The organism is uncultured Sphingomonas sp. (genome assembly GCF_902806265.1).
Lineage (GTDB): Bacteria > Pseudomonadota > Alphaproteobacteria > Sphingomonadales > Sphingomonadaceae > Sphingomicrobium.
Map to the genome: position 1 here is coordinate 64,738 of NZ_CADCVZ010000001.1, position 13,478 is coordinate 78,215.

Genomic DNA, 13,478 nt, shown 5'->3' on the forward strand with positions numbered 1-13,478 from the left:
GTGCCGCGTTACAGGGGCAACACGGGCGTTAGGGTGCGAACCGCTCCGGGTGCGCTTCCGCCAGCACCACCGCGAAGTCGCCTGCTCGATCGGTCCACTCGGCCAGCGGAGTCCAGCCGCCTGCCAGCAGCAGCAGGCGAGCGCTGCGGGGGCCGTATTTATGGCTGTTCTCCGTGTGGATGGAGGAGGCGGCGGCCAAGCGGAACAGCTCACCCGCGATGCTGAACTCGACATTGCGGGCCGCGACCAGGTGCATCTCGATGCGGCTCAGCACGTCGTTCCACCGCGCCTCGTGCCGGAACGCATCGACCGGCACCGTACCGCCGAGCTCGCCGTTGATGCGGTGGAGCAGGTTCAGGTTGAACGCCGCTGTCACCCCTTGCCTATCGTCGTAGGCGGCGAGCAGCCGCTCAACCGGCTTGATCCGGTCCATCCCGATCAGCAGCAGCGCCCCCGTGCCGAGGACCGCACGGAAGTGGCGTAGCAGGTCCGTCGCGCTGGCCGGAATGAAGTTGCCGATGGTCGAGCCCGGGAAAAAGCCCAGGCTTGGCAGCCCCGACGCTTCCGCCGGAAGAGCGATGGCATCGCTGAAGTTAGCCACTACGGGGTGGAGCGGCAGGCCCGGCAGCTTGCCGGCCAGCTCGGCGGCGCTGGCCTGGAGGTACTCGCCGCTGATATCAACGGGCACATAGAGCGCGGGCTGGATCGCCTCGAGCAGCAGCGGCGTCTTGGTCAGCGAGCCCGCGCCGAACTCGACCACCGCACGGTTGCTGCCGACCCGCTCGGCGACCTCCGGCATGATCTCCTGGAGCAGCGCCGTTTCGGTGCGCGTCGGATAGTAGGACGGCAGCCGAGTGATGGCGTCGAACAGCTCGGACCCGCGTTCGTCGTACAGCCAGCGCGCGGGAATGGCGGGCGGCTGCTGCCGCAGTCCGCGCAGTACATCGTCGCGAAACGCCGGATCAGGCGTCACGGGCGAGGCGCACGCCGGAGAACTGCCAGCGGGCAGCAGGCGGAAAGAAGTTGCGGTAGCTCGGCCGGCTGTGCCGGCGCGGGGTGGCGCAGCTGGCACCTCTGAGCACGAATTGGCCGCACATGAACTTGCCGTTGTACTCGCCGACGGTGCCTTCCGCGGATTGGAAGCGGGGGTAGGGCAGAAAAGCCGACGCGGTCCAGTTCCAGACGTCGCCGAACAAAGCGCCGTCCGGATGAGGCATCGCTGGGCCGGCGCGGTCCAGCTGATTGCCGCCTGCCGGATTGCTCGACGCCGCCAAGCTCTCCCACTCCGCTTCGGTCGGCAGCCGTGCGCCGGCCCAGCGCGCAAAGGCGTCCGCCTCATAGTAGCTGATGTGCGCCACCGGCGCGGCCCGGTCGAGTTCGCGGCGTCCGGCGAGGGTAAAGGCGCAGCCGTCCCCGCGCCAGTAGAGCGGGGCGGTGACCTGCTCCCGCTGCACCCAGTCCCAGCCCTCGCTGAGCCACAGCTGTGCAGTCTGGTAACCGCGATCGGCGATGAACTGCAGCCACTCGCCATTGGTCACCGGCGTTGCGGCTATCTCATGCGGGTGCAGCAAGGCGTGGTGCCGCGGCCGCTCGCTGTCGAACGCGAAGCCCTCGGCAGGAGCGCCGATCTCGACGATGCCGCCTTGGCTGCAAAGCCACTCGTCCTTGCGAGGAGCGCCAGCGACGAGGCGACTCAGTTCCCTGCTTGGCGGAGAGGAAGTGGATTGCTTCGTTCTGCTCGCAATGACGGGCATGTACGCCGGTTCCAGCGGGTTCTCGGCAAGGGTCGCCAGGATGTCGGTCAGCAGCAGCTCCTGATGCTGCTGCTCATGCTGGATGCCAAGCTCGATGAGTTCCAGCGCCGCCGGCGGCAAGTCCGGAAGTGCGCGGTCCAGCGCCCCGTCCACATGGCTGCGCCAGGCGCGGACCTCGTCCAGGCTGGGCCGGCTGATCATCCCCCGGCGCGGCCGGGCATGCCGCGGGCCTTCGCCCTCGTAATAGCTGTTGAACAGGAACGGCCAGCGCTCGTCGTGCAGCCGATAGCCGGGCAGGTGATCGCGCAGCACGAACGTTTCAAGGAACCAGGTGGTGTGCGCCAGGTGCCACTTGGCCGGAGAGGCATCCGGATGCGGTTGGATGGTCGCGTCGGCGTCTGACAGCGGTCGGGCCAGATCGGCGGTCAGCCGGCGCGTGGCGAACAGCCGCTCGCTGAGTCCCGCGGCGTTCAGTCGGTGCGGGTCGCGCCGGGTTGCCACAACACATCGCCCCCCTGGCTCGCGGCAAGGTGCCGCGCGGTCACGAACAGATAGTCCGACAAACGATTAAGATAGGCGCGAGCTTCGGCGTTGACCGGTTCGGCGGCCGCGAGCGCGACCACCGCGCGCTCCGCCCGGCGGACAACGGCACGGGCGAGGTGCACGGCCGCCACCGCGCGGCTGCCGCCCGGCAGGATGAAGCTGGTGAGCGGCTCCAGCTGCTCGTTCGCGGCGTCCATCTCGTGCTCGAGCCGCGCGACCTGGCTGGCAACGATCCGCAGGGCGCCTTCGATCTCGCCAGGCGTGGCGATGTCCGCGCCAAGGTCGAACAGCTCGTTCTGAATGCGCAACAGGCTGGCGGCAGCAGGACTGCCGAACTCGAGCTCCGCCACCGCAACGCCGACGGCCGAGTTCGCCTCGTCCACCTCGCCGATAGCAATCATCCGCGGGCCGGCCTTGCTGACTCGGCTGCCGTCAACCAGCCCGGCCTCGCCGCCGTCCCCGGTGCGGGTGTAGATCCGGTTGAGCTTGACCAGCTTAGCGGCCGCCACCGGCAAGCAGCAGGATCAGCGCCGCGACCATGATCGCAATGCCCTGGTACAGGACGCGCTTGCGCATCCATTGCTGCTGTTGCTGCTGGCCGTTGCCGAGCTTGCCCGAAGCCATGGCCATGACGCCGCGCACCAGCGCGTAAGCGGTGAAGGCCATCGCGACCACCAGCGCAACGATGAGAAGGGTATTCATAGCTGGTCCTATCTAGGCATCCGCTAGACGAAAACCATAAGGAAGGCGGCCGTTCCCGAGATCGTCGCGAAGTTTTAGCCCGTCCACCCCGGCTTGGCGCAGCGCCGCCAGCGTGGGCGCCTGGTCGCGCTTGGCCAGCCGCCGTCCGTCCTCGTGCACGACGAGCGGGTGATGAAGGTAGGTCGGTTCGGGCAGTTCGAGCAACCGCTGCAACAGCCGCTGGATCGGGGTGGACGGCCGCAGGTCGGCGCCTCGAACGACCAGGTCCACCCCGCTGTTCGCGTCATCGACCACGCAGGCGAGATGGTAGGAGGAGGGTGCGTCCTTGCGGGCGAGCACGGCGTCGCCGAGATCCTGCTCGCGCGAGGCGAAATGGCCTCCGCCGACTTCCCGCCACCCCGGCAGGCCAACGCGCGCGATCGCGGCTGCGCTGTCCAGCCGCCAGCTGTGCGGGATGGCGGCGCGCCGCTTCGGGTCGTCCGGCTTGCCGCGGCACGTGCCGGGGTAGCCGGTCGCGGCATCGCCATGCGGTGCGGTCACGGAGGCCGCGATGTCGGCGCGGGTGCAGAAGCAGGGATAAGCCAGCCGCTCGTCTACCAGCCGCTGCAGCGCCGCCCCATAAAGACACGTGCGCTCCGACTGCACCAACATCGCGCCATCATGCGGCAATCCGAGCCAGGCGAGGTCCTTCAGTATGCCATCGACGAACTCGGGCTGGCTGCGGCCTGGATCGAGGTCTTCGATCCTCAGCAGCCAGCGTGTCCCCGCCGCGCGGCCGAGAGCGGCGCTATAAGCATGCCCCAGGTGCAGCCGTCCCGTCGGCGATGGCGCAAAGCGGGACGTCGTCATTGCGGTCCCACTTGACCGCTGCCAGCCAAGTTGCGATTCACGGTCCTGTCACGCCGGGCTGGCATCCGGCGCGTCACAAGGGAAGCGGCCGAGCACGGCCTCTCCTCCTTGCGTGCGACGGGGCCGGGGAGCGCGGGTTCGGTTTCAACCGAACGAAAGGCCATGCGCGCGCGTGTATCATCCCGATCTCATCCGCCATCCCGACAGTTGTCCGGCGCTGGTGCTCAACGCCGACTATACGCCCCTCTCCTACTATCCGCTGAGCCTGTGGCCGTGGCAGACCGCGGTCAAGGCGATGTTCCTCGAGCGGGTGGACGTGGTCGCCCACTACGAGCGCGAGGTGCATTCCCCCAACCACACGCTCAAGCTGCCGAGCGTGATCGCGCTCCGCCAGTTCGTGAAGCCCAACGAATATCCGGCCTTCACCCGCTTCAACCTGTTCCTGCGCGACCGCTTCCGCTGTGTTTATTGCAGCAGCCACCGAGAGCTGACCTTCGACCACGTGATCCCCCGTGCTCAAGGCGGGCGAACCACCTGGGAGAATGTCGCCACCGCCTGTGCGCCGTGCAACCTCAAGAAGGGCGGCCGCACCCCGCGCCAAGCCGGCATGGCGATCCACCGCGAGCCGATCCGCCCGACCAGCTGGCAGCTGCAGGACCACGGCAAAAGCTTCCCGCCGGGCTACCTCCACGAAAGCTGGCGCGATTACCTCTACTGGGACGTCGAACTGGAGGCTTAGCGGCTGGCTAGAAACTCCCGCACAGTCGGCGCCAGATCGTCGCGTTCCAAGGCAAGCGCTAGCGTCGCCAGCACATAGCCGGTCTTGTCGCCGCAGTCGTGGCGGACGGCGTCGACCTTGACCGCATGGAACGGCTGCTGGCCGATCAGCTTGGCCATGGCGTCGGTCAGCTGGATCTCGCCGCCGGCACCCGGCTCCTGCTGGTCGAGCACGCTCATGACCTCGGGCTGGAGGATGTAGCGGCCGATCACGCCCAGCCGCGACGGTGCGACGTCAGGCGCGGGCTTCTCCACCATGCCGCGCACCTCGGTGAGGTTGCCGTTTGTGGCGCCGGGAGTGACGATGCCGTAGCTGCCCGTCTTCTCGCGCGCGACTTCCTCCGCGCAGACGATGTTGCCGCCGACCCGGTTGTAGGCTTCGACCATCTGCGCCAGCGCGCCGGGCGTTCCGGCCATCAGGTCGTCCGGCAGCAACACCGCAAACGGCTCGTCGCCGACCACATGCCGGGCGCACCAGACCGCATGGCCGAGCCCGAGCGGCTGCTGCTGCCGGACGGAGATCAGCTCGCCGAAGTCCGCCCGGCTGAGCTCTAGTGCTTCCAGGCTCTTGCCCTTTTTCCGCATGGTCGATTCGAGCTCAAAGCTGACGTCGAAATAGTCGACCAGGCTGGACTTGCCGCGTCCCGTCACGAAGACCAGCTGCTCGATCCCCGCTTCGCGCGCTTCGTCCACCGCATATTGAATCAACGGACGGTCGATCACCGTCAGCATCTCCTTGGGCATGGTCTTGGTCGCCGGAAGCAGGCGGGTGCCGAGGCCGGCGACGGGAAACACGGCTTTGCGAAGCGGCTTGAAGCTGTCGGTCATTGCGGTTTGATGGGTCCTGGTTCGTCGATGCGTTGTTCGGCTTGGGTGTTGGTTTCAGCCACGGGCGCCGCGCCCCCGTCGGGTGGCGGCAGGTCGAAGCGGTCGGATCCGCGCGGCTCGTTGCGGCTCTGCAGCTCGTCGACCCGCTCGGGCCGCGCGTAGGGCGGACGAGCAAGCAAATCCTCGGCCGTCGGGGTGGTCCGCGCCAGCTTTGGTTTGACCGGCAGCGGCTGACCCGGCGCGGTCCGGAGCTCGCCGACCCGCCCGCAGGAAGCAAGTGCCATGAGGGCGAAGGTGACAGCCGCAGCCTTGCTCACTATCGCTCCGGCCATGCGCGCGCTGATCCTCCTTGCCGGGCTGCTTGCCCTTGGTGGCTGCGATAGGGAAAAGGACGGGGGAAGCCAAGCCGCGCCGGCGGCAACGCGCAGCGCAGGCTTGGACCGGAGCCAGGCAGGTAAGCCCGGTCCAGGGATCAACTTTCGCGACCCCGAGGGCGAAGGGGCCAGCCTGGCGGATTTCGGTGGGCGTCCGCTGCTGGTGAACCTGTGGGCCACCTGGTGCGCGCCCTGCGTCAAGGAGCTGCCGACGCTGGCCGCGCTGGCGGAGCGTCCCGGTGCGCCGCAGGTGCTCGCCCTGTCGCAGGACCTCGGCGAGCAAGCGAAGGTCGCGGCGTTCTTGGCCGAGAAGAAGATCGCGCTCGAAGCCTATCAGGACGCCGAGATGGCGATGAGTTCCGCGCAGGGCGCGACCATCCTGCCGACAACCGTGCTGTATGGCTCCGACGGCAAGGAAATCTGGCGCTATACGGGCGACCTCGACTGGACGGGGGCGGAAGCGGCGAAGCTGCTGCAGGAAGCACGCTAGCTGGTTCCCCGCCGCCGTCTGCTCACGACCCATATTGGATCCTGGCCGAAGGTCCGCTGATGATCCATTGCAGACGATCCGTGGCTGCGGCCGGACTCGGCTCCGGTCCAGTCGCGAACCCGGCGACCATCGTGCCGCCGCGGGACTCCCGTTCAGGGTCATGCAACCCACGGTCCGGCAAGGGCGTTCATCTCGTTCTTTCACGTCGGGAGGGCGTCGTTCACGCGGCGGCGCGAGGTTTGTGCACAAACAGCTTACCCTGATTATCGGCGCGGCCTGCCTGCTGACAGCCACTCCGGCCGAGGCCGCTGTTCCCCGCGGGGACGAGCCGATCGCCGTGCCGCGGGCGATCAAGCAGGGTATCGACTTCGTCTATGTCGATCCGCAGATGAGCACCGTCGCGCGCAAGAAGCAGCGACCGCAGAACTGGCTTGCCCGTCTCTTTAACCCGGCGGCGACGCCGCGGCGCAATCAGCCCAATCCCATGTTCCTCGACCTCGCACGAGGACTGCAGCAGTATCAGGCAAGCTGGGGTCGCCTTCCTCAGGTGAAAGTTCCGGCAGGCTCCGCTCTGAAGCGTGGCGCGACGGGTACGCGGGTCTCGGCGTTGCGCCGACGGCTTGGACTGCCGGCTGCCGGCGGTTACGACGCTCGTGTCGCCCAGCTGGTGTCCGCCTACCAGCAGGTCCATGGCCTTGGAAATCCGGACGGGGTCGCCGGGCGCGCAACAGTCGCCTCCCTGAACCGGAGCCCCAACTATTATGCGCGCCGGATCGCGATCAACATGGAGCGGGCGTGGCGGTTGCCGACCACGGGAACCTTCGACCGCTATGTCGTCGTCGACAGTGGCGCGGCGCAGACCTACCTGTTCCAGAAGGACCGGGTCGTCGACGGCATGAAGGTCATCGTCGGCGCGCCCGAAAGCAAGACGCCGATGATGGCCGTGCTGATGCGCAATGCCAAGGCTAATCCCTACTGGCACGTTCCGCCAGACCTCGTCCGCAGCCTGACGGCCAAGAAGGTCAAGGAGCAGGGGCCCTCCTATTTCCAGAACTTCCACTACGAAGTTCTATCCGACTGGGGGCCCAATGCGCGCCCGGTCAATCCGAGGACTGTCAACTGGAAGGCGGTCGCCTCGGGCCGCAAGGCGCCGGACATGCTGGTCCGGCAGAAGCCCGGGCCCTGGAATTCGATGGGCGCCATGAAGTTCGAGATGCCCAACGATTTCGGCATCTTTCTTCACGACACGCCACTCAAGGACAAGTTCAACCTGACCGAGCGCTGGATCAGCAACGGCTGCGTCAGGCTGCAAGACTATCGCCGCTTCGCTTCCTGGGTCTTTCCGGGCGGTGTTCAGGCGAGTAACGTGCCGGAGCAGCGGATCGATCTGCCGCGGCCCGTGCCTATTTACATGACTTACCTGACCGTGGCGCCGACCCCCAATGGCGTGGTATTCCGGGCGGATCCCTACGGGTTCGACGCGCAGGCCATGCCGCAGATGTTCGGGCCGCAGATGCGAGTCGCCTCAATCGGCTAGGAGGCTCGTGTTTCAGGATCGCCGCGTGGCTCGGCCGTAGGGCTCTTCCCATCACCGATCCAGCAACCGCAACAAGTATCTTACCGCCGGGAAGGTCGGTACAACCGGCGGTACACCCTCAGTCCCGCAGCAGCTCATTGATGCTGGTCTTGCTGCGCGTCCGTTCGTCCACCCGCTTGACGATCACCGCGCAGGCTAATCCAAGACCCTCGTCCTTGCCCGGCAGCACGCCCGGAACCACCACCGAGTATGCCGGCACCCGCCCGTACATGACCTCGCCCGAGGCGCGGTCGACGACCTTGGTGCTGGCGCCTAGGAATACGCCCATGCTCAGCACCGCGCCCTGCTCGACCACCACGCCTTCTGCCACTTCCGAGCGGGCGCCGATGAAGCAATCGTCCTCGATGATCACCGGTCCGGCCTGCAGCGGCTCCAGCACCCCGCCGATCCCGGCACCGCCCGAGATATGGACGTTGCGGCCGATCTGCGCGCAGCTGCCGACGGTGGCCCAGGTGTCGACCATGGTGCCCTCGCCGACCCGCGCGCCGATGTTGACGAAGCTCGGCATCAGCACCGCGCCGGGCGCGACATAGGCACCGCGGCGGACGACCGCGCCAGGCACTGCCCGAAAGCCGGCGGCCTTGAACTCCGCTTCGCCCCAACCGGCGAACTTGCTCGGCACCTTGTCCCACCAGTGCGCTCCGCCCGGAGCGCCGGCGATCAGCTCCATCGGCTGCAGGCGGAAGCTCAGTAGCACGGCTTTCTTGAGCCACTGCCGGACCTGCCACTCGCCATCGACCTTTTCCGCGATCCGCGCCTCGCCGGAGTCGAGCAGCGACAGCGCGCGATCGACCGCGTTTCGCACCTCGCCGTTGGTGTCGGCACCCACTTCATCGCGCCGCTCCCAGGCCGCCTCAATCACGGCATGCAGGTCGCTCAATCGTCATCTCCCAGGATCTGCTGCAACCAATCGCCGACGTCGGTGATCGTCAGGTCGATGTGGGCCGGGTCGGCGTCGTGATTGCCGCGCTCGGAGCCATTGTCCACCCACACGGTGGTCATGCCCAGCGCCTTCGCGGGCCGCAGGTTCTGCGCCATGTCCTCCACCATCACCGCAAATGTAGGATCGATCTCAAACTGGTCGCACAGCAGGCGGTAGCCATGCGGATCGGGCTTAGGCTTCAACTCGGCCGCATGAATGTCGTGCAGGGATTCAAAATGGTCGTGCACTCCGATCCGCTCTAGCACCCGGCGGGCGTAGGGCGCGTCCCCGTTGGTGAAGACGAACTTGCGCCCCGGCAGCTGCCCCAACCCCCGCGCCAGCCGCTCGTCGGCCGCGACCCGCTCGAGCGGGATCGCGTGCACGTCCTGGAGGAACTTGTGCGGGTCGACGCCATGCTCTGCCATCAGCCCGGCCAGTGTGGTGCCGTGGGCGTGAAAATGGGCCTTCTGGACGCGGCGCGCCTCGACCGGGTCGCAGTCCAACAGCCGCTGGATGTAGGCGCCCATGCGCTCGTCGATGAGCCCGAACAGCCCGGTCGACGCCGGGTACAGGCAATTGTCGAGGTCGAAGATCCAGTCGCGAACATGAGCAAAGCGCGGGTCCATCCTTGCGGCACCTAGCGGCCAACGGCCGAACCGGCCAGATGAAAGCATCCGTTCATCGAGCCTGTGGTTATTCCGCCTACTTTTCAGTGGCTTGGAGAATCAAATGGGAGATGGTTGGCGGACGGGTTCGACCTCCTTGCTGGTTCTCGCACTCGCTGCCTGCGGCGGCGGCGGCGGCGGCGGCGCGCGGCCGCGGCCGATCGCGCCTCCGCCCGCGGCTCCGGCACCAACTCCCACACCGACGCCGGCTCCTCCTCCTCCTCCGGGCGCCAAGCTGACGCCGGTTCCTCCTGGCGGATACAACACCGCTGAATATGCCAACAGCAATGCTGCCGTCGCGGCCAGCGCCATTACTGCCTATGACAAGGGCGCCACCGGCAGGGGCGTGAAGCTCGCGGTGATCGACAGCGGCATCAACCCAGCTTTGGTGGAGTTCTCCGGGCGGATCGATCCCGCCAGCCGCGACGTCGCCGGCAGCCGCGGGGTTAGCGACGAAGACGGCCATGGCACGGCGGTAACCGCGGTTGCCGCCGCGGCGCGGGACGGCGTTTTCATTCATGGCGTGGCGTTCGATTCGACCATTCTCAATTTCCGCGCCGATAGCCCGGGCACTTGCAGCGATGACGACGGCTGCAAGTTCGGCGATCCGGCAATTGCGACGGGCGTTCGGGCGGCGGCTGATGCCGGGGCCAAGGTCATCAACCTGTCGCTCGGGGGCAGCACGCCTGGAAGCACCCTGCTCAACGCCATGTCCTATGCGGTGGGCAAGGGCGCGGTGCTGGTCATCTCGGCCGGCAACGACGGCGAGGACGCAAGCAAGAGCGCCAATGCCGACCCGTTCGCCGCCGTCCCCGCAGGCAATTTTCCGGGCTGGGTAATCGTCGCCGGCTCGGTCGGAACGTTCGACGGGGACAGCAGGACCACCGTTGCGCTGGATCAGCTGTCACCCTTCTCGAATCGCGCCGGCACCGCCCAGAATTCCTACCTCGCGGCACTTGGCGCGGGGGTGAAGACGGTCGATCAGGACGGCGGCCGGTTCTTCATGTCGGGAACCAGCTTTTCCGCTCCGGCGATCACGGGCGCCGTGGCGTTGCTGGCCCAGGCCTTTCCCAATCTCACCGGCAAGCAGATGGTCGAGATCCTGTTCACCAGCGCCGACGACCTCGGCGCCCGAGGCACCGATCCGGTGTTCGGGCGCGGTCGGCTCAACATCGCCCGGGCCTTCCAGCCGATCGGGGCCACCACGCTCGCCGGCAGCCAGGTGCCGGTGGCGAGCACTACGTCGACCGTGCCAGGGGCTGCGGGCGACGCGCCCAAGACTGGCACGGGCTTGGGAGCGGTGATCCTCGACGGCTATTCACGGGCGTTCGCCGTCGACCTCGCCCGTTCGCTGCGCACTGCGGAGCAGGCGCAGCCGCTCGGCCGCGCGCTCTCGGGCAACAGCCGGATCGCCGGCGCAAGCGCGGGGCCGATCAGCATCGCCATGACCGTCAGCGAGCGCAAGGACCGGCGTCAGGGCTTCGCGCTTGAGCGCACCGGCATTGGTCCCGAGGACCTGCGGCAGTCGCGGCTGGTCGCCGGCTCGATGGTCGCCAAGCTGAGCAACAGGACGGCCGTGGCGCTCGGCTTCGCGGAAGGCGCCAAGGCCATGAGCCGCCGCCTGGCCGGCGTGAACGGCAGCGGCTTCCTGGTCGCCGCCGATACACTGGGGGAGCCGGGGTTCGTCGCGCGGCACGGCAACAGCATGGCAGTGCGACATCAGCTCGGGCCGGTCGGAGTGACCGTCGCGGGCGAGACCGGCAAGGCGTGGGAGTCGCTGCACAGCCGCGGGCTCGACTCGAGCTACAAGCTAACGGGCATAACGGTTGATCGCTGGCTCGGCGGCACCGCCCTATCGCTCGGGCTGAGCCGGCTTCAGGAGAAGCGAACGGTGCTCGGCGGTTGGATGACCGACATTCTTGGCGGCGGCGGGGCCACGACCAGCTTCCTCGACCTGGAAGCCCGGCGCGAGTTCGGCGGCGGCATTTCGGCCGGGCTGTCGGCACGCCGCGGCTGGACCCGTTTCGCGGGCGGCGATTTCCAGAGCGGCGCCTATGCCTTCGATCTTGCCAAGCTGGGCGTGCTGGGCGGCGGCGATCGTTTGAGCTTCCGCCTGGCCCAGCCGCTGCGGATCGAGCGCGGCGGCCTCGCGCTGACCCTGCCGACGGGCTGGAGCTACGCGACGGAGACGCCGACGCTGAGCCTGTCGCGCATGTCGCTTGCGCCGCGCGGCCGCGAGATGGATGCGGAGCTTGGTTACTCCTCCACCGTGCTCGACGGCAGCGGCTGGCTGGGCGTCAATCTGTTCGCGCGGCGGCAGCCCGGCCACTTCGCCCAGGCCGATGGCGACGTCGGGGGCGCGGTGCGCTTCACCCTGGGGTTCTAGTCGCCCAGCGCTTCGCCGACGATCGCTTCCGCGCGGGTGAACAACTCTGGGTCGACCTTCGCGCCCGATGCGCCGCAGTTCTCGACCACCTGTTCGGGCCGCGAGGCACCGATGATCGCGCTCGCGACATTGGGCTCGCGCAGCACCCAGGCGAGCGCGAAGTGCGGCAGGGTAAGCCCGGCTTCGGCCGCGAGCGGCTTCAACCGCTGCACCGCTTCGAGCACCGCGCGCTGCAGCAACCGGTCCATGAACCCGCCCATTTCGTCGCTGGTGGCGCGGGTCCCCGCGCGTGGCGGCTGGTCGGGATGGTACTTGCCGCTGAGCACGCCCTGGCCGAGCGGTGACCAGACGATCTGGCTTATATCGTTGGCCGCGCATAGCGGTATTACGTCGCGCTCCGGGGCGCGCCACAGCAGGCTGTACTGCGGCTGGCTCGACACGAAGCGCGCGACGCCGGCCATGTCTACCGCCGCTTGGATGCGCTCGGCCGGCCATTCCGAGAACCCGAGGTAACGCACCTTGCCGCTGTCGACCGCGCGGGTCAGCGCCTCCATTGTCTCCTCCAGCGGCGTGTCCCGGTCGTAGCGGTGGCATTGATACAGGTCGATGACTTCGGTCCGCAGCCGCCGCAGCGAAGCTTCCAGCTGCTTCTCGACCTGCGCTCGCGACAGCCCCCGATCGGTGTCGCTCATCGGGAAGTAGAGCTTGGTCGCGAGGACATAGCTGTCGCGCGGCCGGCCGGCGAGCGCTTCGCCGAGGAAGGTTTCCGCGGCGCCGCGGCCGTAAACGTTGGCCGTGTCGATGAAGTTGATCCCCTGCGCGAAGGCCTCCTCCAAGCAGGCACGGGCCTGGTCGGCCTCGACCCCGACGCCGTAGGTCAGCCACGATCCGAGGCTGATCTCCGACACCTGGAGGTCGCTGCTGCCGAGCTGCCGATAACGCATGGGCTGTCTCCTTGTGAGCAGCCTCAATGCGCCGCGCGGTCCGAAGCTCCCCGGCGTGCCCCAAGTTGAGCTTGTCCCGGCCGGTCGCTACGGCTCCCGCGTGCTCCGCTATCTCCATTATCGGCTTGAAGAACTCGCAAACCGCCTGCGCTGCTGGTACTTCCCGCGGGTTTTTCCCGGCTTGCGGATTGGCCGGGAGGTGCTGCTTGGCAAGGGCGTGCGCTTCGACATCCCGCCCGGCGGACGGATCGAGATCGGCGATGAGACCACGGTGGAGCCCTACTGCAACCTCGGTGCGGCCGGGCACCTCAGCATCGGTCCGCGCGGCTTTATCGGCTTCGGAGCAGTGATCTCGGCATCTAGCCGCGTGGTGATCGGCGAAGACGCGCTGATCGCCGCCTACTGCATGATCCGCGACCAGGACCACGGCACCAGCGCTGCTCCGTACAATGTGCAGCCTTCGGTCAAGCAGCCCATCACGCTCGGCAACAACGTCTGGCTCGGCAGCCATGCGATCGTGCTCAAGGGGGTGAGCATCGGCGATCACGCCATCGTCGGGGCTGGGGCGGTGGTCACCCGGTCGTTGCCGCCCGGCGCCAGGGCAGGCGGAGTACCGGCCGTCCCGCTCGGCGGGGGCCCGAGGTGAC

The 13,478-nt window shown here is 67.9% G+C and carries 15 protein-coding genes; 5 read left to right on the plus strand and 10 right to left on the minus strand.

Annotated features, from left to right (window positions below):
- Positions 1-28 precede the first annotated feature (28 nt).
- The 5 genes from egtD to gluQRS are packed head-to-tail and all read right to left on the minus strand — an operon-like array spanning position 29 to position 3,848.
- A complete protein-coding gene (egtD, locus tag QZX62_RS00360; RefSeq protein WP_294171332.1) occupies positions 29-973 on the minus strand; it encodes an L-histidine N(alpha)-methyltransferase in 945 nt (314 codons plus the stop codon).
- Positions 963-2,201, minus strand: a complete 1,239-nt coding sequence (egtB, locus tag QZX62_RS00365) for an ergothioneine biosynthesis protein EgtB (RefSeq protein WP_294171427.1) — start codon at positions 2,199-2,201, stop codon at positions 963-965. The genes egtD and egtB overlap by 11 nt, the downstream gene beginning before the upstream one ends.
- 23 nt (positions 2,202-2,224) lie before the next feature.
- Entirely contained in the window at positions 2,225-2,791 is a 567-nt protein-coding gene (locus tag QZX62_RS00370; RefSeq protein WP_294171428.1) for a cob(I)yrinic acid a,c-diamide adenosyltransferase, read from the minus strand.
- Between the two features lies 1 nt (position 2,792).
- A complete protein-coding gene (locus QZX62_RS00375; protein WP_294171333.1) occupies positions 2,793-2,999 on the minus strand; it encodes an HIG1 domain-containing protein in 207 nt (68 codons plus the stop codon).
- A 12-nt stretch (positions 3,000-3,011) separates the two neighbouring features.
- Entirely contained in the window at positions 3,012-3,848 is an 837-nt protein-coding gene (gluQRS, locus tag QZX62_RS00380) for a tRNA glutamyl-Q(34) synthetase GluQRS (RefSeq protein ID WP_294171335.1), read from the minus strand.
- Positions 3,849-4,020: 172 nt separating this feature from the next.
- Between gluQRS and QZX62_RS00385 the strand changes: the two genes are divergently transcribed.
- Positions 4,021-4,587 carry an HNH endonuclease gene (locus QZX62_RS00385; RefSeq protein ID WP_294171336.1) on the plus strand — a complete coding sequence of 189 codons (567 nt, stop codon included), beginning with the start codon at positions 4,021-4,023 and terminating at the stop codon, positions 4,585-4,587.
- Here QZX62_RS00385 and galU read toward each other — a convergent pair.
- On the minus strand, positions 4,584-5,453 hold the full coding sequence (galU, locus tag QZX62_RS00390) for a UTP--glucose-1-phosphate uridylyltransferase GalU (protein WP_294171338.1): 870 nt from the start codon (positions 5,451-5,453) through the stop codon (positions 4,584-4,586). The two genes, QZX62_RS00385 and galU, sit on opposite strands and share 4 nt — an antisense overlap.
- On the minus strand, positions 5,450-5,737 hold the full coding sequence (locus QZX62_RS00395; RefSeq protein WP_294171340.1) for a hypothetical protein: 288 nt from the start codon (positions 5,735-5,737) through the stop codon (positions 5,450-5,452). Before QZX62_RS00395 ends, galU begins: the two co-directional genes overlap by 4 nt.
- Here QZX62_RS00395 and QZX62_RS00400 point away from each other — a divergent pair.
- Positions 5,736-6,317, plus strand: coding sequence for a TlpA disulfide reductase family protein (locus tag QZX62_RS00400; protein WP_294171341.1), 582 nt, complete (start codon positions 5,736-5,738; stop codon positions 6,315-6,317). The genes QZX62_RS00395 and QZX62_RS00400 overlap by 2 nt on opposite strands.
- 241 nt (positions 6,318-6,558) lie before the next feature.
- On the plus strand, positions 6,559-7,854 hold the full coding sequence (locus QZX62_RS00405) for a L,D-transpeptidase family protein (protein ID WP_294171342.1): 1,296 nt from the start codon (positions 6,559-6,561) through the stop codon (positions 7,852-7,854).
- A gap of 118 nt (positions 7,855-7,972) precedes the next feature.
- On the opposite strand, the gene dapD is transcribed toward QZX62_RS00405, so the two are convergent.
- A complete protein-coding gene (dapD, locus tag QZX62_RS00410; protein WP_294171343.1) occupies positions 7,973-8,794 on the minus strand; it encodes a 2,3,4,5-tetrahydropyridine-2,6-dicarboxylate N-succinyltransferase in 822 nt (273 codons plus the stop codon).
- On the minus strand, positions 8,791-9,462 hold the full coding sequence (locus tag QZX62_RS00415) for a pyrimidine 5'-nucleotidase (protein WP_294171344.1): 672 nt from the start codon (positions 9,460-9,462) through the stop codon (positions 8,791-8,793). The genes dapD and QZX62_RS00415 overlap by 4 nt, the downstream gene beginning before the upstream one ends.
- A 103-nt stretch (positions 9,463-9,565) precedes the next feature.
- Here QZX62_RS00415 and QZX62_RS00420 point away from each other — a divergent pair, with 103 nt between their 5' ends.
- On the plus strand, positions 9,566-11,887 hold the full coding sequence (locus QZX62_RS00420; RefSeq protein WP_294171345.1) for a S8 family peptidase: 2,322 nt from the start codon (positions 9,566-9,568) through the stop codon (positions 11,885-11,887).
- On the opposite strand, the gene QZX62_RS00425 is transcribed toward QZX62_RS00420, so the two are convergent.
- A complete protein-coding gene (locus QZX62_RS00425) occupies positions 11,884-12,831 on the minus strand; it encodes an aldo/keto reductase family protein (protein WP_294171346.1) in 948 nt (315 codons plus the stop codon). The genes QZX62_RS00420 and QZX62_RS00425 overlap by 4 nt on opposite strands.
- Before the next feature lie 100 nt (positions 12,832-12,931).
- On the opposite strand from QZX62_RS00425, the gene QZX62_RS00430 reads away from it, so the two are divergent.
- A complete protein-coding gene (locus tag QZX62_RS00430) occupies positions 12,932-13,477 on the plus strand; it encodes an acyltransferase (RefSeq protein ID WP_294171347.1) in 546 nt (181 codons plus the stop codon).
- Position 13,478 lies beyond the last annotated feature (1 nt).

What these genes read in the sequence shown, in the direction of transcription:
- QZX62_RS00395 (WP_294171340.1), bottom strand. Translation starts at nt 5,737, where the DNA reads ATGGCACTTGCTTCCTGCGGGCGGGTCGGCGAGCTCCGGACCGCGCCG.
- QZX62_RS00420 (WP_294171345.1), top strand. Translation starts at nt 9,566, where the DNA reads ATGGGAGATGGTTGGCGGACGGGTTCGACCTCCTTGCTGGTTCTCGCA.
- QZX62_RS00375 (WP_294171333.1), bottom strand. Translation starts at nt 2,999, where the DNA reads ATGAATACCCTTCTCATCGTTGCGCTGGTGGTCGCGATGGCCTTCACC.
- galU (WP_294171338.1), bottom strand. Translation starts at nt 5,453, where the DNA reads ATGACCGACAGCTTCAAGCCGCTTCGCAAAGCCGTGTTTCCCGTCGCC.
- QZX62_RS00415 (WP_294171344.1), bottom strand. Translation starts at nt 9,462, where the DNA reads ATGGACCCGCGCTTTGCTCATGTTCGCGACTGGATCTTCGACCTCGAC.
- QZX62_RS00400 (WP_294171341.1), top strand. Translation starts at nt 5,736, where the DNA reads ATGAGGGCGAAGGTGACAGCCGCAGCCTTGCTCACTATCGCTCCGGCC.
- gluQRS (WP_294171335.1), bottom strand. Translation starts at nt 3,848, where the DNA reads ATGACGACGTCCCGCTTTGCGCCATCGCCGACGGGACGGCTGCACCTG.
- QZX62_RS00425 (WP_294171346.1), bottom strand. Translation starts at nt 12,831, where the DNA reads ATGCGTTATCGGCAGCTCGGCAGCAGCGACCTCCAGGTGTCGGAGATC.